The 24,465-nt window shown below is 44.2% G+C and carries 21 protein-coding genes; 7 read left to right on the plus strand and 14 right to left on the minus strand.

Features of this window, described 5'->3' with window-relative positions; all coding sequences use genetic code 11:
• Positions 1–252: 252 nt before the first annotated feature.
• The 4 genes from FFM70_RS07010 to FFM70_RS07025 form a co-directional block, all read right to left on the minus strand.
• Positions 253–1,413, minus strand: coding sequence for a DUF998 domain-containing protein (locus tag FFM70_RS07010; RefSeq protein ID WP_137616140.1), 1,161 nt, complete (start codon positions 1,411–1,413; stop codon positions 253–255).
• 114 nt (positions 1,414–1,527) lie between these two features.
• Positions 1,528–3,219 (minus strand): BspA family leucine-rich repeat surface protein, encoded by a 1,692-nt coding sequence (locus tag FFM70_RS07015; protein ID WP_137616141.1) that lies wholly within the window; start codon positions 3,217–3,219, stop codon positions 1,528–1,530.
• A gap of 184 nt (positions 3,220–3,403) precedes the next feature.
• Positions 3,404–4,264: an aldo/keto reductase gene (locus FFM70_RS07020; RefSeq protein WP_137616142.1), complete on the minus strand. Its 861-nt coding sequence runs from the start codon at positions 4,262–4,264 to the stop codon at positions 3,404–3,406.
• Between the two features lie 5 nt (positions 4,265–4,269).
• On the minus strand, positions 4,270–5,139 hold the full coding sequence (locus FFM70_RS07025; protein ID WP_137616143.1) for an aldo/keto reductase: 870 nt from the start codon (positions 5,137–5,139) through the stop codon (positions 4,270–4,272).
• 115 nt (positions 5,140–5,254) lie between these two features.
• Between FFM70_RS07025 and FFM70_RS07030 the strand changes: the two genes are divergently transcribed.
• Positions 5,255–6,127, plus strand: coding sequence for a LysR family transcriptional regulator (locus FFM70_RS07030; protein WP_137616144.1), 873 nt, complete (start codon positions 5,255–5,257; stop codon positions 6,125–6,127).
• 47 nt (positions 6,128–6,174) lie between these two features.
• Positions 6,175–6,687, plus strand: coding sequence for a hypothetical protein (locus tag FFM70_RS07035; RefSeq protein WP_137616145.1), 513 nt, complete (start codon positions 6,175–6,177; stop codon positions 6,685–6,687).
• Positions 6,688–6,759: 72 nt separating this feature from the next.
• Here the strand turns inward: FFM70_RS07035 and FFM70_RS07040 are convergent, their stop codons facing one another.
• The 4 genes from FFM70_RS07040 to FFM70_RS07055 all read right to left on the minus strand — a co-directional run bounded on the left by FFM70_RS07040 (position 6,760) and on the right by FFM70_RS07055 (position 11,779).
• Positions 6,760–8,217 (minus strand): NCS2 family permease, encoded by a 1,458-nt coding sequence (locus FFM70_RS07040; RefSeq protein WP_137616146.1) that lies wholly within the window; start codon positions 8,215–8,217, stop codon positions 6,760–6,762.
• Between the two features lie 983 nt (positions 8,218–9,200).
• Positions 9,201–11,126: a copper-translocating P-type ATPase gene (locus FFM70_RS07045; protein ID WP_137616147.1), complete on the minus strand. Its 1,926-nt coding sequence runs from the start codon at positions 11,124–11,126 to the stop codon at positions 9,201–9,203.
• The gene (locus FFM70_RS07050; RefSeq protein WP_137616148.1) at positions 11,126–11,395 is read right to left on the minus strand and encodes a cupredoxin domain-containing protein; all 270 of its coding nucleotides are present in this window, start codon (positions 11,393–11,395) and stop codon (positions 11,126–11,128) included. The genes FFM70_RS07045 and FFM70_RS07050 overlap by 1 nt, the downstream gene beginning before the upstream one ends.
• Before the next feature lie 12 nt (positions 11,396–11,407).
• On the minus strand, positions 11,408–11,779 hold the full coding sequence (locus FFM70_RS07055; RefSeq protein WP_137616149.1) for a cupredoxin domain-containing protein: 372 nt from the start codon (positions 11,777–11,779) through the stop codon (positions 11,408–11,410).
• A 226-nt stretch (positions 11,780–12,005) separates the two neighbouring features.
• On the opposite strand from FFM70_RS07055, the gene FFM70_RS07060 reads away from it, so the two are divergent.
• Entirely contained in the window at positions 12,006–13,046 is a 1,041-nt protein-coding gene (locus FFM70_RS07060) for a zinc-binding dehydrogenase (RefSeq protein WP_137616150.1), read from the plus strand.
• A gap of 114 nt (positions 13,047–13,160) precedes the next feature.
• The gene (locus FFM70_RS07065) at positions 13,161–13,466 is read left to right on the plus strand and encodes a hypothetical protein (protein WP_137616151.1); all 306 of its coding nucleotides are present in this window, start codon (positions 13,161–13,163) and stop codon (positions 13,464–13,466) included.
• A 47-nt stretch (positions 13,467–13,513) separates the two neighbouring features.
• On the opposite strand, the gene FFM70_RS07070 is transcribed toward FFM70_RS07065, so the two are convergent.
• Together FFM70_RS07070 and nagE are read right to left on the minus strand one after the other, a co-directional pair.
• On the minus strand, positions 13,514–14,086 hold the full coding sequence (locus FFM70_RS07070) for an NADPH-dependent F420 reductase (protein ID WP_137616152.1): 573 nt from the start codon (positions 14,084–14,086) through the stop codon (positions 13,514–13,516).
• 153 nt (positions 14,087–14,239) lie between these two features.
• Positions 14,240–16,222, minus strand: coding sequence for an N-acetylglucosamine-specific PTS transporter subunit IIBC (gene nagE / locus FFM70_RS07075; protein ID WP_137616153.1), 1,983 nt, complete (start codon positions 16,220–16,222; stop codon positions 14,240–14,242).
• A gap of 1,180 nt (positions 16,223–17,402) precedes the next feature.
• On the opposite strand from nagE, the gene FFM70_RS07080 reads away from it, so the two are divergent.
• The 3 genes from FFM70_RS07080 (at position 17,403) to FFM70_RS07090 (ending at position 20,505) form a co-directional block, all read left to right on the plus strand.
• A complete protein-coding gene (locus tag FFM70_RS07080; RefSeq protein WP_137616154.1) occupies positions 17,403–18,005 on the plus strand; it encodes a WxL domain-containing protein in 603 nt (200 codons plus the stop codon).
• Complete coding sequence (locus FFM70_RS07085) at positions 18,002–19,027, plus strand: WxLIP family cell surface protein (RefSeq protein ID WP_137616155.1); 1,026 nt, start codon at positions 18,002–18,004, stop codon at positions 19,025–19,027. The genes FFM70_RS07080 and FFM70_RS07085 overlap by 4 nt, the downstream gene beginning before the upstream one ends.
• A gap of 95 nt (positions 19,028–19,122) precedes the next feature.
• Positions 19,123–20,505: an Ig-like domain-containing protein gene (locus tag FFM70_RS07090; RefSeq protein WP_171002323.1), complete on the plus strand. Its 1,383-nt coding sequence runs from the start codon at positions 19,123–19,125 to the stop codon at positions 20,503–20,505.
• A 77-nt stretch (positions 20,506–20,582) separates the two neighbouring features.
• Here the strand turns inward: FFM70_RS07090 and FFM70_RS07095 are convergent, their stop codons facing one another.
• The 4 genes from FFM70_RS07095 to FFM70_RS07115 all read right to left on the minus strand — a co-directional run bounded on the left by FFM70_RS07095 (position 20,583) and on the right by FFM70_RS07115 (position 24,417).
• Complete coding sequence (locus tag FFM70_RS07095; RefSeq protein WP_137616157.1) at positions 20,583–20,978, minus strand: iron-sulfur cluster biosynthesis family protein; 396 nt, start codon at positions 20,976–20,978, stop codon at positions 20,583–20,585.
• Between the two features lie 14 nt (positions 20,979–20,992).
• On the minus strand, positions 20,993–22,123 hold the full coding sequence (locus FFM70_RS07100; RefSeq protein WP_137616158.1) for a GGDEF domain-containing protein: 1,131 nt from the start codon (positions 22,121–22,123) through the stop codon (positions 20,993–20,995).
• A 324-nt stretch (positions 22,124–22,447) separates the two neighbouring features.
• Entirely contained in the window at positions 22,448–22,867 is a 420-nt protein-coding gene (locus tag FFM70_RS07105) for a DUF3284 domain-containing protein (RefSeq protein ID WP_137616159.1), read from the minus strand.
• Between the two features lie 185 nt (positions 22,868–23,052).
• Positions 23,053–24,417 (minus strand): PTS sugar transporter subunit IIC, encoded by a 1,365-nt coding sequence (locus tag FFM70_RS07115; RefSeq protein ID WP_137616161.1) that lies wholly within the window; start codon positions 24,415–24,417, stop codon positions 23,053–23,055.
• Positions 24,418–24,465: the final 48 nt, after the last annotated feature.

Consider the following 24,465-nt stretch of genomic DNA (forward strand, 5'->3'; position numbering starts at 1 on the left):
CAGTTATTTAGTATAACGGCGCGCGAAAACGATTGCAAGGATTTTATTTGCGCTTTCAAGTCTCACTCTAAAGTCACAAGCAACAAACATCGTCAGCACGCGGACTAGGCCAATTTAGAAGTTGGAAAATTAATTATTGTATGACAAATTGGCACAGTTAAAATCGTTGGTTTATGAAAAAGAAACTTTTCTTCCATGAATGACTAGTCACATAAAAAGCCGCGACCCCATAACTCAGATCGCGGCTAGTACTTATTTTTTAGTAATCGTACTTTCAATTCCAGTATCGATCAAGGCTTCAATGCGATCTAATAGCATCAATAACCAGCCAAACGCCATCAAGAAACCAATCACTTCGAAAGCTGTTAGCGAGAAATAGCCAATCCCTTGAAAGAGAATTTCAGCGACAACTAACGCCCCACCGACACCATAAGATAAATATAGAAAGTCCTTGGAGACATTTGGCAGTAGCCAGCGAATCCCGACAATTAGCGCAATAATCAAATAAACTAACGTAATCGCAAATTGGTCATGCACATCATGCGACCAAGCATTGTTAGGAAAAACGCCTACTAGGCCCAGATCAACCGCGGTCACCGTCAACAAAACTCGCAAAACAAACAACCGTCGTGATCGTGGAAATGAGCTATGCAGACTAACAAATAAGTAATCGACTAATGCAATCATCAATAGTGCCGCAAAAATCAAAGTGGCATTAAAGCCCCAGCCACTGGACGCATTTTTCGTGCCTAAAAAGCTTAAATTGTGTTGCCACCAATAGCGTTGGTTATTCACCGCCATCGAAATCGCGACCCCACTAATAATCACCAGTGTGAGCACCGTTGAAAGTAGACTGGCATCCACAATCAATGATAAATACACCATCGCAAAGTTCGTGACCAGTCCAAAGACAAATAAAATTATACTAGCGGTAAAGAAGTCAAAGGTCGCCCCGTTGAAAATCACGCCCAATAACCACATCGCCCCAATCAAGACCAATGCCAAAATTAAGGCAAAGGACAACACAATCACCGGAAAGTTTCGCCAATAAATATTTTTAATAAAATGGTTATGCGGGTTATTACGGTCATGAATAAAGAAGCCCGCAAATAAGATGATTCCCATGACGACCCCAATTAAAATAATTGCCGTTGCCAATGAATTGTCGCCACTCAATTGAACGTATTTAATATGCTGTGTTAAACAATAAACGTAATAACCAACACTGGCGAGAATGGCCATCATCACTGGCCAAACCCAGACGCGTTTTTGAAAAATGCTCAAGCGCGAGTCTTCAAACTGAACGACCAGCCGACCGCGTTTGACCACAAGCTTGGCCGAGTCCTGGTCTTTTAGTTGAAAATGTTCCCCAATTTCTGCCGGGATGGTAAGTTGATAATCCTGCTTTTTCATTAAATCCTCCGCGTGTTCTGTTCATTTCATAAAGCTAATTATAGCAAATTATGACGTTAACATTAGCTTAGTTGACACGATAAAAAAGAAACAGCACGATCGGCTGTTTCTTTTTTAATTATTAGCGACGGTTTTAGCTAACGTCCAAGTCAAGGTTGCTTGATAATTATCCTGACGAGCAGTGCCCGCTGGGACTTTAAGTTGTAATCCCGTTTCGGCATTAGTCCAACTATCAGAAAGATTGATGGGTTCATGACTAGTGGTCTGCTGAGTCTCAATAATTGCCGGTGTCCCCGGTTGCAAGGTGACTAACTGACCGTTACTCGATTGGTAACTCAAGGTTGCTGCCAAACTTGCACCTTTACCGTTACCAACAAAACCAGTCGCGGCTAATTTCGCCGATAGCTGCCAATAAGATTGCAGCTTGCCATTATTTTGAATCGTTAAGTCGCCAGTACGACTGGTCACCGGATAAGTCGCTGTTCCGGCAGTGATCATATGTTGACCGAAGTCGATACTAGTTGGAACCGATTTGAAAAATAGGTCACCGGTGTACACATAAGTCACCGTCGTTGTACCAGTCGTATAGGTGCCAGTCGCATTAGTTGGCTTATTTTGCAAAGTGTAACCACTAACAGTTGGGGCCGTGGTCGTATAGGTTGTCCCAATCGTGCCAGCCATCAACTGTGAATCTGCAAGTTGATGCCCATCTTCATCCACAAAATTGACCATCACTAATGGCGTCGTATCCCAATAATAATCGCCAGCCATGGTTGACCCGGCGTACTTCGCCATTAAGTCGGCAGAAGTGTATGTCTCCGTGGTCCCCGCTCTAACCCATTTAGTCGCAGGTGCCGTTGGTTCTGGTAACGATGTGCCACTAATTTTAGTTTGTTTGCCAAGTTTTAAATGACTCAACGTACGCGTGTAAGTAAACATGCTAGCGGTTTTGGCGTCAGCTAACATCTGCCAGCCTGACAAATCTAGTGAAGTTAACGCTGTCCCAGAAAACATATTACTGAACATTTCCACATGACTGACATTCCAATTTGAGACATCCAACGTTTTTAACTTACTACAAGTCATAAATAGGCCACCCATCTGAGTGACTTGGCTAAGATTCCACCGGCTAACATCAAGGCTTTCAAGCGAATAACAGCTGTAAAACATACTGTTCATTAGTTTCAAATGACTAAAATCTGCTTGAGCCAAATCTAACGTGGTCAATCTCCCATCCATATAAAACATTGCAGTCGTATCGACAACGTTAGAAAAATCCATTTTATCAAGATTTTCTATACTAGTTAAATTAGTTAAACTATAAAAAAGATATCTGTAACTAGCCCCAGGATCAGCTACGATTGGACCTTCAATCACAATTTTTTTAATCGACGTAGCAATTGCGTCCCATGGCGAAACCATGTCGTAAGCTGCCAATGACGTTCCAAAATTACCACCACTTAAATCCAATTCACTACCATTAAGTTTCCAAGTAACGGTGCCCAATACACCACTAGTCGCAGTTGCAGCTTTAGTTAAAGCTTGACGGTTCGGTCTAACTGAGCTAGCAGCGCTTTTAGTGGACGCGGTTGTCTCGGAACTCTTACTAGTTGTTACGGCAGAATTCGCTAAACTCATGCCGCTCGTACTACTTGCAGACAACTTAGCCGCGTCACTTTGAAGCTTGGTCTGTTCCGCCGTACTGATTTCAGTCGCAGCGGCTACTTTTAGTTGCGCTGGACCAACTAATACCCCAGCCAGCACTGTGACAACACTTAACTCAATTATCTTAGCTATTCGCCCCATGATAGTCGCCCCCCTACTGGCTAATTTGTAAAACTAACTAATCAATTAATATGTATTAATCAAAATTATTATTGACCCCATCAACTATTTTAACACGTTATGTTAGCATTGATAAACGCTTATGCATTTTCCGACAAAAAAGGCCAACCCAGTAGTCGAGTTGACCTAAATTTAATCGATTCACTTAATCATTGGCATGGACATCAAACGCGTCTAACAGCATTTCTTTCACACCGTCAGCGTCTGGATCATGTTGACCTTTACCCGTATCTAATTGTTCGATGGCACTCATTTCAGCTGGCTCAAGTTTGAAATCAAAAATATCCAAATTACTCTTAATCCGGGCCACATGAACGGACTTAGGAAAGACGATCACACCACTTTGATTTTCAAAGCGCAAAATAATCTGACCAACATCTTTGCCATACTTTTTAGCCAGTGCCGTAATCACTGGGTCGTTTAACAAGGCTTGATTGCCTTGACCTAAAGGTGCCCAGGCTTCTAGCTTCACATCATCCGCAGCTAATAACTCCCGCAATGGTTTTTGTTGAAAATACGGGTTAAATTCTACCTGGTTAACTGCTGGCTTGCTAGCAAACTCTGGCACAAACTTTTGCCAAATCTTCGGCGTCATATTCGACACCCCGATGGACTTGAGCTTACCGGCTTGCTTGGCCGCTTCCATTGCGCGCCAAGCACCTGGAACATCGCCATAAGGTTGATGGATCAAATAGAGATCCAGATAGTCTAAGCCTAATTTTGTTAAGGAACTATCAATCGCTTTAGTGGCAGCGTCAAAGCCAAAATCTTGTAACCATAATTTACTCGTCACCCAAACTTGGTCGCGTGGAATCCCACTGGCCTTAATCGCTTGGCCGACTTCCGCTTCATTAAAGTAAGCTACGGCAGTATCAATATGCCGATAGCCAAGTTTCAAGGCTTCGCTAACGGCAGCATAAGTTGACCCATCGTTCGGGATTTGGAACGTGCCAAATCCGATTGCTGGAATCTCATTGCCATCATTTAACCTAATTGTTGGTGTCATCTTGGTTACTCCCTTAACTTTTTAAGACTTGAGCCAAAAATTTGTTCAATCGTCACGGGATCACGATGATCAAAGAATTGACTTTCGTGACGATCCAGGTTACCCATCAGCGTCATTTCAGCGTCACTCAGTTCAAAATCAAAGACAGCCATATTTTCGGCCATTCGCGCTGGATGGACCGACTTAGGAATCACAGTAATGCCGCGTTGCAATAACCAACGCAAAATCACTTGACCAACACTTTTATCGTGAGCTTGAGCAATTTTAGTAATCGTTGGGTCAGTGAAAATGCCATGTTTGCCTTCTGCGAATGGCGCCCACGCTTCAACTCGAACGTCTTCACGCTGATTAAACGCCACTTCAGTTGATTGTTGATACCAAGGATTGACTTCGATTTGATTAATGACTGGTTTGACAGTCATCGTTAATTCCAAATTTTTTAATTGGTCCGCATAAAAATTGGAAACCCCAATCGCACGAATCTTGCCAGCATGATAAGCCTCTTCCAAAGCTCGCCAAGCGCCCATAACATCCCCGTATGGTTGGTGTAACAAATACAAGTCTAAATAATCTAAGCCTAGTCGTTCGAGCGAGGCATCGATGCCTTTTTTAGCACGGTCGTAGGTGAAATCAGAGACCCATAGTTTAGATGTAATGAATAAGTCTTCACGCTTGAGGCCGCTTTTCTTAATCGCACGACCCACGGCCGCTTCGTTTTGATAAGCGGTGGCAGTATCGATCAGGCGATAGCCAGCAGCTAAGGCTTCAGTCACAGCCGTCTCACAGGTTGCTAAGTCTGGGACTTGGAAAACACCGAAACCCAGTTGTGGCATTTCAATACCGTTAGTTAATTTTACAGTTGGAATAGTTGTCATTTAGTCATCCGGCTTCCTTTAAATTGTTGTCACTAGCATAGTCGCAATCATGATGTTTGAAAATTGCTTATTAAGCATGCTAGTATACAAGTAACGTATACTGAGGTGAAATCAAATGCTAGATAACTATTTATTACAAGAACTTGTGACCTTTGCTGATACTGGGACCTTGGCAAAAACTGCCGAGTCACTCAACGTCACTCAGCCAACCGTGACGCGTGGCTTACAAAAATTGGAAGCCGACTTCGGCGTGGCACTCTTCAATCGCCAACCCAACCGACTCACGTTAACGACAACTGGCCAACTCGCCGCCAAAAAAGCGGCCAAATTGCTTCAGCACAATCATGATTTAGTAACAGCGGTCCGTAATTTTGACAAAACCCAGCATGTTCTCAAACTGGGCACAACGATCCCGGGGCCGTTAGTCTTATTGGCCAAACAGCCTAAATCCGACCAGCTTCATATTGAACCACAGCTTTTAGCCACTGATGACATCGTCGCTGCCCTTGAAACTCACCGGGATACTATCATTTTTTCTGATCAAAACTTGAACAGCGACGTCATCAGCTCTCAATTAATTGGTACAGAACGCCTGTCCGTCCATCTCAATAAATTTATGTATCAGGCCAACCAAGCCAGCATTACTTTTGCCGAACTCAAGGACCTTAGTTTCATCGTCATGGGTGACATTGGCCCTTGGCGCCAAATTATTCAGCAAGCGATTCCGACGGCCCACTTTTTCTATCAGGAACAACGTGATGCTTTTTCTGAAATTACCCATTATTCTGATTTTCCTTTTTTCAGCACGAACATTGAGCCGCTAGATTCAGCTTACCAGCAGCCATTGGTTCATGACGACAGCCGTGTCACGCTGCCAATTACCGACGCAAGTGCTCAAATGGCTATTTATGCCACCTATTTGACCAAAGAAAGTCCCCAAGTCCGCCCACTGATCAAACAAATGATTGACACGTTTCCAGCTGTCTAACCAATTAGGACTATAATACTAATCAGCACCCGTTGGGAGGGATTTTTATGTTCATCATCTTAGCAATTTTAGGGATTTCCGCCTTAATTTTAGTTGTCATAACCTTTACTTACACCATCATGGCACATCGTTTTACTATGGGGAAAACAATTGGTCTGACCGCGCAAGCTCAGCGACTTATTCAGCTCGACCAATTTAATCAAAGTCACCCAGCTGCCAAACGGCAATTCGAACGTTACCAACACTGGTTCCTGATGCTCAAAATCACCTTTTCCATCGCCATCATCGTACCAAGTTTTTGGCTACTATTGCTACCAAACTTTGGCACAACCACTGGAATGTTGATTTTGCTGGCAGTTTTAGCGTTTGCCATGGCAATTGTCAGTTACTTCAGTCTTACTAGCCAGTACCAAGTGCGTCAAACTTATCGCCAGCACAAATTACTTTTACAAGCTAAATCGCATCTTATTCAATGGTTTGTCGCTTTTGAAATTGCAATTATTGTGTTCACTTACGTATCACTAGTCTTCGATGCTTATTGTGCTATTTATTACTTTTAAAACAATTAAGGTAGCAAAAAAGCGGGACCAGCAAGCCACTTTCGACTTGCTGGTCCCGTTTTCTATCACAATCTAAACTAACGCTAAGACTAAGAAGTTAATCACGAACAATGCCGAAACGCCCCAAATCAGTGGGTGAACAGTCCGAGCTTTGCCATTAACGGTTCTGATGATGCAATAGAAGATGAACCCGGCCGCAATCCCATAGGTGATGTTAAAGGCGAAGGCCATAATAAAGGCGGTCATGAAAGCTGGAATGGCTTCATTTAAATCAGACCATGGAATCTGACTGAATGAGCTCATCATCATGATCCCAACTAGAATCAAGGATGGCGCAATCGCTGCAGTCGGAATAATCGATAACAGTGGTGACGCTAATGAACTCAATAAGAACAAGATGGCCACAACCACACTCGTTAAACCAGTCCGGCCACCAGCACCAATCCCAGCAGAACTTTCAACGTAAGTCGTGATGTTAGAAGTCCCGAAGATTGACCCAACGCCAGTCGCAACCGAGTCAGCAAACAGTGCTTTATCCAATTTTGACTTAAACCCAGGCGCTTTTTCAAGTGCTAATTCCTTCTCGCCAGAGAAAATCCCCGTTTGACGACCAGTCCCAATGAAGGTTCCAAGTGAATCAAAGGTATCCGACAAACTGAACGATAAGATGGTCATCAATACTAAAATCAATCGATTTTGTGAGGAAAATAGCGATCCCATCCCTTTGGACGAAAAGGCCGCTAAGAAAGTCGTGCCTAATTGATGGAAAGAGGCGCCGATGGAATAGTCGCTAGCAACGTGTAAATTAGTGACCCCCATCGGAATCCCAATCACCGTAGTCGCTAAGATCCCAATTAATAGCGCACCAGGCACTTTTTTGACCTTTAAAATGACGGTTAAAATTAACCCAATTAAGGCTAAAACAAGCGCTGGTGAATTGAACATTTGCAGCGCCGGCGTCACACTCCCATTAGAAACAACGGTACTAACCCCGTGTTGGAATGTCGTTTGGGCCGCATTGTAAACTTTGCTATTGATCGACGTAATGCTCGATGCATCCGTCGTAAAATTGAGAAAGTTCGCGTTTTTCAAACCGGCATAAGCAATGAACGCGCCAATCCCACCACTAATCGCCAATTGTAAATTAATTGGAATGGCTGAGATCAACATTTTCCGAATTTTCGTGGCGGTGATGACAATGTTGATAATCCCGCAGAAGAAAACCAGTGCTAATCCTTCTTGCCACGAGAAGCCTAAACTCATGACAACGGTATAAGTGAAGAAAGCGTTCAAGCCCATCCCTGGCGCTAACGCATATGGCACATTTGCAAACAGCCCCATCACTAAAGTCCCAGCGACGGACGCAATAATTGTGGCTAAAAAGACCGCTTGCTGTGGCATTCCCGTTTGACCTAAAATCTGCGGATTCACAAATAAAATATACGACATGGCGAAGAAGGTCGTGACCCCTGCACCAATTTCAGTCCCAACAGTTGTGCCTGATTCCTTGAGCTTGAAAAACTTATCCAAAATCAATTCCTCCTCAAAATACGAACAATATAATTTCAAAACAAATAAATGTTAACTATTTCATGAATACTATAGCAGACCTCCACGATAAATAATAGGGATTTTTATGAAATTTGTGAACTTTGTTTTGCTTCCACTCTTAATTATTCGTGTTTAAAGGAATTTGAAGCAGTAATTAATAATTACAAACTAATTTGTTCGTAACTATCAGTGTTTAGGCTCAGCGCTTAATTTTTCACACAAATACCGACGCACAGCAATTGAGATTGCCTGAAAGCAAAAAAATCTTGCGGTTAACACGCCGCAAGATTTTGTACTACTTTAAATTTCATTCAACGGTTGAAAGTGTCAAAAAAGCCATGAACCCATTAAAACTGGCGTTTGTGATGCCTAAAATGAGTTCATATGGCACAACACTCCATCAGTCAGCATCGGTGAGCTATGGAGGTCTTGCACCTCAATTCTGACTGACTCCGCTAAATCTAAATAACTGACCAATCACTCAAAACAGTTGACTAGCTGTAGGTTGTTGCTGATAGCATCGGGCGTGTGGGTGGCGTTTGACCGGCGTTTTTACGGTCTTACACCACGGACTGGCCGGGAGATTTGCGATTTTGGCAAAGCTTCCAGCCGAGGGGGAAGACGTCTCTCAGGCTTGCCCCGGTCCCTCGCCCGCATGTTATCAGCAACAACCGGAAGCGACAATTATTAACTATTTTTCATAGTCTTGGGATGGACCAGTAAATTTCAACTTTCAACCTTTAGTTTACCCAACCAATAACACCCTAGTCTTTATGCCCAACTGACCGCATTTTAGCCAATAAGCCACTGGCGTATGCCGCAATAATGTCCCCAATCAAGCTAATAATTTCTCCCATTACAGTCCCCTCCAAATCATCACCACAAGTTAATTTAACCTGAGTATACCACCATCACAATCAAAAAAGGTCACCTAATTAAAGGTTAGCCTTCTTCACAAAAAACTATGCTGTTTGAACTTTTGAACTGATCTTGGCACGATTCAATAAAACCGAACTCGTCACAACTGACAATGAACTAAACGCCATCGCTAACCCCGCCAATTCTGGACTTAGGGTCAACCCAATCGCGAAGAAAATGCCGGCAGCAACTGGGATTCCCAAGATATTGTAGATGAATGCCCAGAATAAATTGAGTTTAATCCGATTAAATGTTTTCCGACTCAAAGCCAATGCCTTATCCACATCCCGCAAATCATTCTTAACAAGCACAATCCCACCAGCATCGATGGCAATATCAGTACCTGACCCCATCGCAATGCCAACGTCCGCGGTCGTTAAGGCCGGTGCATCATTGATACCATCACCGACAAAAGCTACTTTACCGGTTTGTTGAAAGGCTTGGACGTGGTCCGCTTTATCGCCTGGCAAGACATCCGCAATCACTTCATCGATGCCGACTTCTGCCGCCACCGCTTCAGCGACACGTTGGTTATCACCGGTCAACATCACCGTCTTCAACCCACGTGCTTTCAACTCAGCAATGGCCGTTTTCGATGTAGCTTTAGGCACATCTTGAATCGCAATCATGCCAATGATTCGATCCGCCAATCCAACGTAAACCACTGTTTTAGCTTCATTTTGTAATTGACTTGCGCGAGCAGTCAACGCTTGATCTAACTTGAAATCCGTCAATAGCTTATCGTTACCAACAAACCCAGTTTGACCGTTGATCACAGCGGCAACGCCTTTGCCTTCAATCGCTCGGAACTGTTCAACCGCCGTCGCCTTGATTTGGGCCGTTTTCGCGCGAGCGAGGATGGCAGCCGCTAATGGGTGTTCTGATGCGTCTTCCAAACTGGCAGCAACCTGCAAAACTTGTGCCTCGTCACCGACAACGTCTGTCACTTGTGGCTTGCCAACGGTGATCGTCCCCGTCTTATCAAAAATGACCGTTTTGACATCGTTGACCGCTTCTAAAACTTCACCATTTTTAATCAAGATACCCATCTTGGCGCCCCGACCAGTACCGACCATTAACGCAGTCGGCGTTGCGAGGCCAAGCGCACAAGGACAAGCAATCACGACAACCGACACCGCAAAAATCAGCGCCCGCGCCACACTTGCATCCAAGAAGACGTACCAAGTTAAGAACGTCAAAATGGCTAAAATCAGGACGACCGGCACAAAGATATCCGACACTTTATCCGTCAATTTTTGAATTGGTGCATGACTATTCTGCGCTTTTTTGACGAGGTCAACGATTTGAGACAGCATTGTCTGTTCGCCAACTTTGTCTGCTTTGAGCAAGAACGTCCCCGTGCTATTCATCGTGGCGCCAATCACATGATCATCGATTGTTTTCTCGACCGGCATACTTTCACCGGTCACCATCGATTCATCCACACTCGAACTACCCTCAACGATGACGCCGTCCACCGGTACTTTTTCGCCCGGCTTAACGCGCACGATATCGTTTAAAACAACCTCAGCTAACGGTAATTTGACGTAGTCACCATTGCGCAAGACTTCCGCATCCTTCGCTTGCAAGTTCGCTAACTTTTCCACCGCGTCAGACGCATTGTTGCGCATCCGCTCTTCGAAGACCTGCCCTAATAACACAAACGTTGTGACAAACGCCGCACTTTCGAAGAAAACGGCCTGATTAGTGAACATCGCGTAAATACTGTATAAGTATGCGGTCATCGTCCCAATTGCGACGAGCGTATCCATATTGGAATGGTGTTTCTTAAACGACGCCCACGCACTTTGCGCAAAAGGCCCCGCTGAAACTAGCATGATGACCGTGGTTAAAGCTAGCTGTGTCCAATTGCCACCTGGCAGCATCCAACCAAACGGCATCAAGATCATATTAGCTAACATTGGTAATGATAAAATTAACGAAATCCAGAACCGTTTTGTCACGCTCATTAGGAGATCACCACTTTTCCTCGAAACATGTCCATCCCACAACTAAACACAAATTCGCCTGCTTGGTCCGTGGGAACCGCAACCGTCTGAGGATCATTGAGTGGTAAATCCGTCTCAAAAGCCAACGTTTTAGATTGAACCACGTCTAAACACCCTTGCGCATTCGTCCGGGTAAAAGTTAATTCCGCTGGCACACCTTGTTTTAAATTGACCACTTGCGGTTGATAACCCCTGGCAACGGTAATGTTTACGTTTTGTTTTTCAGTCATCGTTAATTCCTCCTATTTAATGATCAATTTGCCATGGAACATATCCATCCCGCAAGCCCACTCATATTCGCCTGGCTTGCTGGTGTCAATTTCAATGGCTTTCGCTTGATTCTTCGGTAACTCTTGGTTGATGCCAAAATCACTGAATACAACGCGGTCCAAACAAGTTGAAGCGTCTTTTCGCGTGAAATTCAACACAGCTGGTACCCCTTGCTTTAAGACAACATTTTCTGGTGAGTAACCGCCACTCACCTCAATATCGACCGACTGGCGGTCATTGGTCACGGCTGCGGCGGTACTGGTCACCTGATGCTTGCCAAAGAACCACCATAAAATAAAGCCGATAATAGCTAGGCCAACGCCTAAAACGATTAATTTTGTCATCAGACAACTTCCTCTCTCAAAAGCTGATTGTTTACCGATTACATTTGTAAACCACAAAAATTATCTTACCCTCATTGTTTACAGTTGTCAACGATAAAATTCAGCTGGATGCCATACCCAATTTGTATCACTAACTATTCGAAATAAGCACTGGTTATTCTCACCCGTTATTTCTATAATTGAGTGGGTTAAATAATTCTGAATACTAAGGGAGTTTTTAATAATTATGAAAAGTGCGGTATTTATGCAACCAGGTAAAGTCACCATTGAAGACATCGCTAAACCAACCGTTCAAGCTGATGACGATGTGATCATTCACGTGGTCCGAACTTGTGTCTGTGGGTCAGATCTCTGGGCATATCGCGGCCTTGAAGACAAAGCTGCCCATTCCGAAAACTCCGGCCATGAAGCCATCGGGATCGTCGAAAGTGTTGGCTCAGCCATCACGACCGTGCAACCAGGTGACTTTGTCATCGCCCCATTCACTCATGGTTGTGGTCACTGCGCCGCCTGCTTAGCTGGCTTTGACGGTGATTGCCAAAATCATCAAGATAACTTTAGCAATGGCGTTCAAGCCGAATATATCCGTTTCCAACATGGTGACTGGGCTCTCGTTAAGGTTCCCGGTCAACCTGCCGATTACAGCGATGCCATGCTGAACTCTTTGCTCAGTTTGGCAGACGTTATGGCAACTGGTTATCATGCCGCTCGGGTTGCTAATGTGAAAACTGGCGATACGGTCGTCGTTGTCGGTGACGGTGCCGTTGGGCTTTGTGGGGTCATTGCTGCTAAACTCCGTGGTGCTAAACGCATTATCGCGATGAGTCGCCATGCAGACCGGCAAGCATTGGCCCGTGACTTTGGCGCGACCGATATTATCGCTGAACGTGGTGATGAGGCCATCGAAAAAGTCATGGCTTTAACGAACCAAGCTGGCGCCGATGCAGTTTTAGAATGTGTCGGGACTGAATTGTCCAACGAAACCGCAATGAAAGCCGCTCGTCCTGGGGCAATCGTTGGCCGGGTCGGTTTACCTCATGAACCAAAGATGGATATGACCGCTTCTTTCTACAACAACACGATTATCGCTGGTGGCCCAGCTTCCGTCACGACTTACGACAAACAATTACTCCTAAAGGCTGTTTTAGATGGTGATATTCAACCTGGGAAAGTCTTTACTAAACGCTTCACACTTGATGAAATTGATGACGCTTATCAAGCAATGACCAAGCGCGAAGCCATTAAAGCCCTCATCACGATCGACTAAAACGACTTAAAACCGCTACCCAATTTTTGAGTAACGGTTTTTATTGGTGGCGTTTTCACATCTTAGTTGTGTATATGTTATACTTTAAAAAAGTATACATAAGGAGTGTAATTCATGGCTAAACAAATTTTAAATGATGATAGTAAATACTATCGGCGGCATTCCACTGCCGACATTGTTTTCGTCGTTGTCTTTCTACTTTCAATTTTCATCATGAAAGTCTTATTCGCCCCAATTCTGGTCATCTTAATTTACGTGCTCTACACCGAATTCAATGGCCAAGTCCTTGTGTCACCGGTCGATAATAAGATTGAAAAGGTCTGGATCACGAAGGCAACTTGGAAAGCTTACAAAAAGCGCCATCACATTTCGACTTGGAGCGAGTATAACGCTGCAATGATCGACAACAAAAAATTTTAATTTAAAAACCGCCACCCAAATCGGATGACGGTTTTTTGAGCTCATTTTTACTTTTCGACCGCAAAACCACCGGTCCAGCCAATGGTTTCTTTGGCCGCTAGAGTCATCTGCAAGAAACCAAAGCTTTCTAATTCACGGGCCCGCTTCAAAGCACCGGCGTCAACAAAGGCAACACCACTATCCTTCAAGGCTGCCGCTAAAGCTTCTTTGGCATCATTGGAATCACTGGCGGCCATAACAGTGGTCTGTTGGCCACCAACTTTACGACTCTTTAACGTTGCAGCAAAAGTCGTATTGAAGACCTTGACCACTGTCGAGTCCATCAATAGCCGCTGGATTTCTTCAGCAGCAGAACTGTCTGAAGGGACCACTAAGTCATCCCAAGTGTCGAAGTTTAAAGGATTCGTAATATCGACAACAATTTTTCCAATTAAAGCAGCTAAGTTGGTTTTAGCGATACTGATTGCGGCTGGATACGGCACAGCCAAGACGACGATGTCACCTAAGTCTTTCACTGGATCACCATTGCCCAAGTATGTGACGTCATTGCCACCTTGCTTGAATACATCACCAATTGCTTGACCCATGTTTCCCTTACCAAAAATCGTAATTGCTGCCATAAAACCAACCTCCTAATTAGTTAAGTGTATTTGTTTACGCTTTCAAATTACGATAATTATCATCATCTGTCAATTTATTAGTTTATGGCGACTGATTTATTTATAAAAAAAGCCCAATCAACCGACTAACTGATTGACTGGGCTTAATGGCACTTATTTAGTTGTTGCCGTTAAAATCTTAGAGCTTGTCTCAACTTCATTGGACATAATCTTGAACTTCAATAGTCCAACTGTTGCCATATTCGTAATGATGACGATCATCGGCGTTTGCTTGCCGGCAGCTTTGATGGCATCCAAATCAACCTTGGCGACCACATCGCCATGTTTGACCGTTTGACCATCAGTCACTTGCACGTCAAATGGCGCACCCTTCAATTCAACCGTATCAATCCCCATATGCAGTAAGACTTCTAGCCCAGATTCTGTCTTGAAACCAATGGCATGTTTGGTTGGGAACACCGTTGTAACCGTCCCGTCAACTGGCGCGGTAATGGTCCCAGTAGTTGGTTCAACGGCAAAGCCATCACCCAACATCTTCTGCGCAAAGGTATCATCTGGCACTTGCTCAATATCCAGATAAGTCCCGTCCGCCACGCTGTAGAAATCAGCGGTCAAGCCAGACTTAGCGTCACTAACTGGGGCCGTTTCCGCGGGAGCGGCAGTAGTGGTCGTTGTTGAAATTGGCGCATTCGTCGCTTTCAATTGTGACAACGCATCCGCCACGAATTGAACTTCGGTCCCAACGATGATTTGCAAATTATGCTTATCTATCTTATTAATTCCTGGAACGCCTGTCCGCTTGATTGCGGCCTCATCAATCTTATCCGTATCTTCAAGTTGCAACCGCAAACGGGTCGTACAATTGTCGACAACTTGCAAGTTTTCAGAACCGCCTAAAGCGGCATAAATCTTTTTAGCTTGAATCGTGTATTTATCATCCGTACTATCTTCAGGAACATCAATCGCATCGGCTTCATCCGCAGCCGTCAATGGTTCGCGGCCAGGTGTCATCAAATTGAATTTCTTAATGGCAAAGTCGAAACCAAAGTAGTAAATGGCGGCCATGACTAATCCTTGGAGAACCAACATCAATGGGTGGTTCGCAATTGGGTTCTTTAAGCTCAAAACAAAGTCGACTAACCCAGCACTGAAGGCGAAGCCCGCCGTCCAATGCATAAAGGCAGCAAAAGCTAATGATAGCCCAGTGAAGATTGCGTGTAACACATATAATGGCCATGCCACAAACATGAAGGAGAATTCCAATGGTTCGGTGACCCCGGTAAAGAATGACGCAAAGGCCCCGGCCATCATTAATGACGCCGTTTCAACTTTGCGTTCTGGCAAAGCATTACGGTAAATGGCATAGGCCCCAGCTGGTAATCCGAACATCATAACTGGGAAGAACCCAGCTTGATACATCCCGGTAACCCCTTTGACCCCTTTAGAAGCCAAGAACTTACCAATATCATTAATCCCAGCAACATCAAACCAGAAAACAGAGTTCAAGGCTTGGTGTAACCCAGTTGGAATCAGTAACCGGTTGAAGAAACCGTAGAGTCCAGCCCCAACCGCGCCTAAGCCTAAAATGAACTTACTGAAAGCGACCAAAACGTTATAAACTGGTGGCCAAACGAGTAATAACAGCACACTGACAACTAACATTACGAGCGCTGCTAAGATTGGGACTAATCGCTTCCCACTAAAGAAGGATAACGCCATTGGTAACTTGGTTTCATGGAACCGATTGTAGAGTGCCGCAGCAATCAGCCCGGATAAGATCCCGATAAAGACATTACCAATTTGTGCGAACGATGGATCAACGGCCGTTACTTTGAGATTCAACAAAGTGGCCACGGATTCTGGCTTCAAAACGTTGGTTGGCATTTCAAAGGCAACCAGTCCAGCCATTGCGGCCGCACCGTCCTTATCCTTGGACATCCCTAATGCTAACCCGACCGCGAACAGTAGTGGTAATTGGCCTAAAACCGCATTCCCACCAGCTTGTAAGAAATGGGCAACGACATCTGAGCTATAAGAAGCCCACCAGTTCCCAATCCCAACTAGCAACGCAGCGGCTGGTAGAACCGCCACAGGTAGTTGCAATGAACGACCCATGCGTTGTAAATATGCTTTCATGTGCTTTCCCCCTAGAAAAAATGAATAACTGCTGTAATCTTATTTCGAAGCTAAGCTTACAGTAAAGAAAGCGCTTTTTCAATCACTTTTCATTGGTCTAGATGGGTTTTAAAACAATCGTTATATCAGATTGACTGGTGGTCTGGGATTAATCGAACCGGTTTTAATGATTGGTGTGTAAGGAAAAATGTAAGCGGTGTAATAATTGGTTTACATTCTGGATTGATGGCGAAAAATAAATAAAAAAATATTGGTTTTCAGATTTAAACCGCGATCAGGTAATGAAAGATAGACGTCAATTGCCGCTTCCGGTTGTTGTCGATAACATGTGGCCGAGGGACCAGGGCAAGCCAAAAACGTCTTGCCCTCGCCCGGAGGCTTTGCCTAAACCGCAAATCTCCCGGCCGGTCCGTGGTGTAAGACCGGAAAATCGCCGGTCAAACGCCACCCACACGGCCGATGCTATCAACAACAACCTACAGCTAGTCAACTGTTTTTAATGATTGGTCAGTAGTTTAGACTGACGGAACGATGAACCGCAAGTGACCGTTCTGGACATGCCCAACCCAGTATTCCTGTATTCACGCCGGGACTGACACTTTTAGCCTTTAGATAGATAGCCACAATCTTAAAAGGGTTGCTGACCTGTATCCTTAAAACCAAGTTTCAAAAAAGATTCGAATAAATTTACTTATCTGGGGCAACTAAACACACACTAACTCCGGCTCAGTAATAATTAGCGATGGTCTAATAAATCTCAAACAATCAATTTTATATCGATTAAATCGTAGCCATTTTTAGTTCAGCGACCGAGCAACACAATATTAATTTACCGAGCTCCCATCACTCGCTGTAACAATCAGTGCACACCAAATCATTCCGCCTAATAATCGAGCAATTATTGATTAATTTTTAGACGTTTTATCATAACTTCAATCGTAAAAATATCCTTAGAACCATTCTATTGTATTCATATAGCTTTTATTAAATATCAACTGCTTAAATCCTCACAATTAGCCTAAAAATACTTAACTTTCGCACATGAAATCAACTCAATTTTTCGTCTTAAACGATAACATTTTCGTGTACACACATGGTAAACTATGGTTATCGTACTACGATTGATTGTTAAGCCTAGACTATTAAATTACAGAACTAAGACAACTATAAGGAGAAGAACATGACAAAATCACAACAACTCAGTGGCCTGTTGAGTTTTCTATTACTCATTGGCACGCCACTAACGACACTTGCAGCAGATACTTCAGATAAACCAATTGACCCCCAAAAATCAACGACTGGATTCGAAATTATTGGTAGTAATCTACAATTTAGCAGTTTTTCTGACTTTAAGTTTGAATCTGATAAAGCGGAAAACATCATTAATCATGAAGTTACGCTTCACTCAATTGACAAAGAACATACACTAGCAATTCAAGATTATCGCGGCACACATGAGGGGTGGACACTGTCTGCTACCATGAGTAATGTGACTGAAAAAGACAGTGGGCGAACTATCAAGCAACCTACCCTCACACTCAATCCCACACTATCAACTGCTGATAGTCAAAAACTGGCGCCTAACAAAAATATACGCTTAACACCCACTACTACACAACCGGTCCTAAACGTCGCAGAAAATTCTGGAGAAGGCAATACTCAGCTTAGCTTCACTAACACCACCATCACTATTCCAAAACAATACGACATTTCTGCAGGCACATATACAGCTGATCTAAAGTGGACCTTAGCGCCAATAACAAAGGTGGATACAGCCCAATGATAAGGCACCAGTATTATTGCCGGTACCTTTTAACGCTCGTTTTATGCTTAGTCGGACTTAACTTTTGGGGGTTACCTAGTCAAGCGACAAGCAAAAATTTTAGCACACAGCCGCAATTGCCGAAAAATCAGCTTATCCCCGGCGCCAGCTACTATAATTTAAAAGTTATTCCAGGAAGTGAACAGTCACTAACACTTTCGATTACGAATCCCAGTGATCAGACCAAGACGGTCAAAGTCACCCCAGTCAACGCGACGACTGCTGATTCCGGCACAATCGCTTACGTGCCTTCAAATCGTCAAGACGAGTCTGCCGAAACAACTTTCACTAAAATGACCTCGGTGGCAGTGACTGTCCAACTAGCACCACGGCAGCAAAAAACGGTAACCTTAAAGACTAAAATTCCAGCAAACGGGTTTCAGGGTGAGATTCGCGGTGGCTTATTTGTTGCGGACCTAACTCCCAGTCAGTCAAACCAGCAATCGAATTCTACCCAGTTTCATTTGAACAATCGCTTTGCCGAAGTGACTCCCGTGATACTTCGTTGCAACATCGATCAAAAACTGCGGACTAATTTGAAATTAGCACAGGTCACAGTCAATCCTCAACCGACTGTACCGACGCTGACTGCTAAATTGCGTAATTTGACTCCGGCGGCTTTTGGCCAATTAAAAATCCAAGCCAAAGTGGCCGAAAAAGCAACCGGTAAAATCGTTGCAACACAGACGACTGACCAACTAGCAATGGCTCCCAACAGCTGGTTTAATCACCCAATCACGCTGGGCAAGCAGACTTTAGCTGCGGGTCATTACATCTTGAAACTTGACCTGACTAGTGGCAAACGTGACTGGCACTTTGAAGCCCCATTTCAACTTTCAAAACAACAAGTTAAACAACACAACATTAGCCTAAAAAAAGCGACCCCTGCTCGACCATGGGGACGCTGGCTATTGATTAGTGGCACAACCGTTAGTTTATTAATCGGCGCTTATTGGTTAGGACGGCGACAAGCACACTCATGAAACCCATGCTAAATAGAGCCCCGTTTAAGCACTGGTGGCTAAAATTCACAAAAATTTTTATCAGTCTACTACTATTTGGACTAATCTGGCCGATCATGACGATTCATGCACAGCCAATTCCGGTCACTCATTCTGAAAGTCAGTCACAACCAGCACAACCCGTTAGCAGTTCAGCAGTTGTCTGGTTTTGGTGGCTTGTCTGGCGTGACGGTTTCAATCAACAGCCTGCGGACATGCATGGTCTCGCCGATAAAAAGGTCACATTATCAGTTTCAGTCGCAAATAGTAATCGGGATATTCAACCACATTATACTTGGTGGCAGTCTGTTGACGGTGGGCATCAATTTTCTCGCATCAACACCCCGCATACTAAGAGCTATTCTTTTAAACCTAAGTATCAAGCAAATCGGCCAACAATCAAGTTTCAAGTGCAATGTGATATTGGCAACCGTACTTATTGGTCACGGGTGGCAACCGTCACCGTCACGCAGAAGAAAGTTCCAGCTAAAGGGATCCACATCAAAGCTGAGGAACCGCTGCTGGCGAATGGTGGCACTACTAAAATGACCGCCACACTGACCCCCAAGAACGCCACTGATCGAGTCAGGTGGGAAAGCGATAACCCGGCGCTAGCAACCGTCGACGAAACTGGTCTCGTCACAGCCTGTGCGGCAAATGTCGATTTAGCACAGTCTAAAAAAGATCATGGTTTAGTGCATATCAAAGGCAGTGCCAACGGTCATAGTGCTACGGCGACGATTCAAGTTGGCATTTTGCAAGATGTTCAGGTCAACGAAGGCGATGCTGCGACTTTCTCAATTACTAATTTACCAGCGGACGTCCACGTTCAAGCCTGGCATCGCGTCACGCGTCAGAAATCCAATACCAATATTGTTAACAAGAGTTATACGTTTTTCCCGACCCATCTAGATAATGACAGCTCGTTTTTTGCAACGCTGACCTATACGGATAAGGGAGGACAGCTCAAAACTAGCAATACCAATACCGCTCAACTGAAGGTCACCAAGACGACTGCTTTGCGCCTGGCAACCGTGCCCAATTTTGACTTTGGGTCGATTAGCTTAGCCCAGCTGTCGGCATCACAACCAGCACCTAGTTTGCTTAGCCATCCAGCCACCATGACTAACAACAGTGATCATCACCAATTGGTCGTGATTAATCACCAAACCAAGCAACGACCTTGGCAACTCTCGGCGAAGATGACGGCCTTTCAAATGCAAACGGCTCGGAAAACTGAGAAACTCACTGGTAACTTGTTTTTAAAATCAGAGAAAGATCACTTCCATCAAACGCTCACGACTAACGGCCAAGTAACTCAGATGACCAATCCCAATGATCCAAATGCGGACTTGTCCGTCCACTTATGCGACAGCCAACTGACTTTAACGCGTAATCCGCGAGCCAGTCTTGGCAGCTATCGTAGCACCATCACTTGGATTCTAACCGCAGCGCCATAACACCAACTCAAAAGGTCAGGCAACAGGATTTATGTCAAAATCCCGTTGCCCGACCTTTAATTATTTCACGATTAATCCTAACAAGTTTTACTGTCTGGCATGACACCCTGTTCAAATGCAGTCAGAACCGCCTGGCCGTCCGCAATTTGAACAGCACCGTCTAAAATATGCGCGTCATCTTTGATTGAAATCCGACCTTGACCGTAATCCAGCGTGACACCAGTGTTCAAAAACATCAAATCGTATTTTGAAGTCCACAATTTGACGTCCTGAACATTAGTCAATGCCAATGGATAATCGGCATCTGGCTGGTCTGAAACAATTAATGTAAATTTAGTGCCAATGCTGCAAGCCCCACCGTGCAAGGAATACTTGCCACCACCGTCATCCGTGATTAAAATCAAATTTTTTGTGGTTAACTGTTTCCGTGCCAATAAGGCCATAAAGTCGTCGGTTAAGTTGATAGTAGTCATCCGAGAAAACCTCCTCAGTCGATTGTGATTTGCATTCGCCCATGTTGTTTCGAATAATAGAGATTCTGATCGACCCGTTGATAAAAATCAATTGGGGTCTGATCGTCACTAATCATCGCACAAAGGCCAACCGAAATCGACAATTCGATCTGCTGCTCCCCGACCTGAACTTTGAGATGATTCACCGCCGCAAAAGCCTGGCGGACAATTGGTTCTGCAGTCGCCGTGTCATACCCCGGGAAAACAACGTTAAATTCCTCGCCACCCGTACGATATAGCTTGATCCGGGTATCGTTGGCACCCAGCACGGCCTGAACGGTTTGCGTCACCGCCTGTAACACTCGGTCACCCGCGGTATGACCATAAGTATCGTTAATTTTTTTAAAATGATCGATATCAAACATCATCATCGATAGTGGTAGCTTATGTTGCTGGCTCTCATTGAATAAATACTGCATACTACCACTATAAGCCGCATAATTTTCCGTACCAGTCAACGCATCATGACTCGCAAATTGGGCCAGTTGCTGCTTAAACTCAGTATCCCGCGTCAGCATATTTACATACACGTACAATAGTACTTCGAAAATGACTAAGTACAGCCATTCTTGACCAAAGGTGATCCAGCTAAAATTGAATTTCAATTTCATCCAAAACCATAACAATCCCCCAAATGAGACCGAAATGATCATGTAAATAAAGGGTGCACCACGACGTTCCTGGTACCGATCCCGAAAAAGATTCAAGGACCAAAAAAAGAATATCAACGTAATTGCGTGACACCAAGATTCCCAATTGTCTAGCGAACCATTGAAGACCATGAACACAAACGCTATTGGCACAAATGCATAATATCGCACGTGAATATCTAAAAAGTACGCGCAAAAGATCAGCCCAATGATTTGAAAATTCATAAACTGCCACGAGTAGTTTGTGCCAACGATAATGGTCTGAATACCAAATATAAACACCAACATATAAATGATGCCGTACCAGGTCCGTACCCGGTTATCGGTGATTGGCAGATGCCACTCATGGACTAAAACTGTGATCCAATTAATAGAAAGTTGATATAGCGCTAACACCCCAAGCACAAAGAAAACACTGGTAACGAATGGTGGGACTTGCCAATTTAACCATGTCATTGATTAACCTTCTCCATTTATAATGGTTACGTTTATAAAAAAGACTTACGATTTTTAAGCTTACATTGTCGACATTGACTAGCGTTACTTATTAGCCAATTCGACGTCATTTTAATTGTACCCAATTTGCTTATTTGATAAATATAGTTGTATGTTCTAATAAGTTATTCAATAAAACACACGACTGGTTATATCATAAGCCAATTATGTGGCAAATAAAAGCTAAATTTCTATGTAGACCAAAGCAATCGACTTGCCGATGCTTCGGTTGGTGTACGCAAGCGTCGTCGCAACCAATTTAAGATTGCGACGACACTTTTGAACTCATTGATAATAAGTGGCGGCCATTTGACTCATCATTTTCTTAAAGCGGCGTTTGCGGAACCACCCTAACAGTGTTCCAACAACGCGATTGTTTGCGGCAGTTTTCTTATCTTTACCCAAGAAAGTTTCGGCATAGGTTAAACCGGCTTCGTTATCACCGTCCCGCGTAAACTGATAATCAACGAGATAATGGTCATTAGGTGTTTCCAACTCGTAAGCGTATCGCACACCCGGTTCGGCATGGGTCACTTTTAGTGAACCTGTCAGACCGTTTTGCCATTTCTTTTCATATTGAAACCCTTGCAAACTTTGCTTAGGCGCTGGTCGACCAGTTTGTTGTTGAATATCAGCTTGAGCCGAGTTGATCAATTGTTGATACAGATAGTCCACGGGGGCTGTCAACGTCATCTTAATTTGCATGTTTTTGACTCCTTTCAAGCTGACCGACGTGACGGTAAAGGATAAATAGCGCAGCACTGATGATTAGCCCTAGTCCGAGCGTTACCCACTGACCAACGCTACCGGCCAGGGGACTCAGAACAACTGCTAATAATGCGAGGTTCATCCCGATGAGTAAACACTGCTTCAAGGTTTTCATGAGTTAATTAGTCTCCAATTTCAGTAGGTTTAATTTTATTCGCTGCTTTGACAAATGGCACGTAAATCGCAAAGGCAATCAAACCATTGACGACTTGCAAGACGACTGAGCGCCAGTCCATTGTGGCAACCAAGGCATTCATAATTGGTGGCATTGACCAAACAATATTATTAGTGATTGGCGCAACCCACCCGGCTGTAATCGCGGCATAGGCAATGGAGACGGTTACAACTGGTGCCAAGATAAATGGGATAAAGTAGATTGGATCTAAGACGATTGGTAACCCAAACATCACTGGTTCGTTAATGTTGAAGAAACCTGGTCCAATAGCTAATTTAGCGACTGAGCGTTGATCGTCCCGTTTACTGAACATCAAGATGGCAATGAGCAGTAGTAAGGTCGAGCCGGCCCCACCGATCCAAGCGTATAAGTCAAAACAGTTCCGAGTCCAGAGGTAAGGGATTGCTTTGTGTGCTTGGAAGGCATTAACGTTCGCTAATTGCGCCGTTAACCAAATCCCATCCAAGACTGGAGCTAACACGTTGGAACCGTGAATCCCAAAGAACCAGAAGATTTGAACTAATAAGGTCATCAGTAAAACGGCCCCATAGCCTTGACTCATGTTCAAAAGTGGTTCTTGAATCACTTTTGCGATCCATTCGATCACAGTTGTTTGACCAAAGTTGCTGAATAACCAGTTGATAACACCGACCGTGTAGAATGCGGCTGCGGCTGGGATAATCCCAGTAAAGGCGTTCGCAACTGCGGGTGGCACTGTATCTGGCATTTTAATCGTAATGTGTTTTTTCATTAAATAGATGTAACAAGTGCTGGCAATGGCCCCTAAGATCATAACGGTAAAGAACCCGTATGAGCCAAAGTACGTATTAAAGTTAAAGTAACCCCAAGCAGTGACCTTTTTACCAGCAACGGCCATCCCAGAATCAGTTAAGACCTTGGTTGCACCAGCACTTAAGGATTTTGTTAAGGTCCCGGTAAAGTTTTGTGGCAAGCTCATGATGAATGTCCCGAGTGTCACGATCCCACCAGTAATTGGTTCAACTTTATATTGAACAGATAATTGATAACCAAAGGTAAATGAGAAGATCAAGCCTAAAATTGCTAAGGTCCCGGTCCAAACCATTCCGTTGATCCCAATCAACCACTGCATCGAATTAACGAAGCCGAGCCAACCAAATTTCGTTGGAATATCTCGTACTAAGGCGTTTAACACGGTGGCGATAGACCCGGCCATCATCGCCGGCATAATTGCAATAAATGCGTCACGTAAAGCGACTAACCAACGGACCCCGCTGATTTTCGCTGCGACTGGGACTAAATGTTTATTTAGCCATTCGATAAATGAATTCATGATTCTGCCTCACTCCTAATGTTTTTCACGTTGGCCGCCTCAGATTCC

Origin of the sequence: Lactiplantibacillus nangangensis (assembly GCF_005405065.1) — a bacterium.
GTDB classification, from domain to species: domain Bacteria; phylum Bacillota; class Bacilli; order Lactobacillales; family Lactobacillaceae; genus Lactiplantibacillus; species Lactiplantibacillus nangangensis.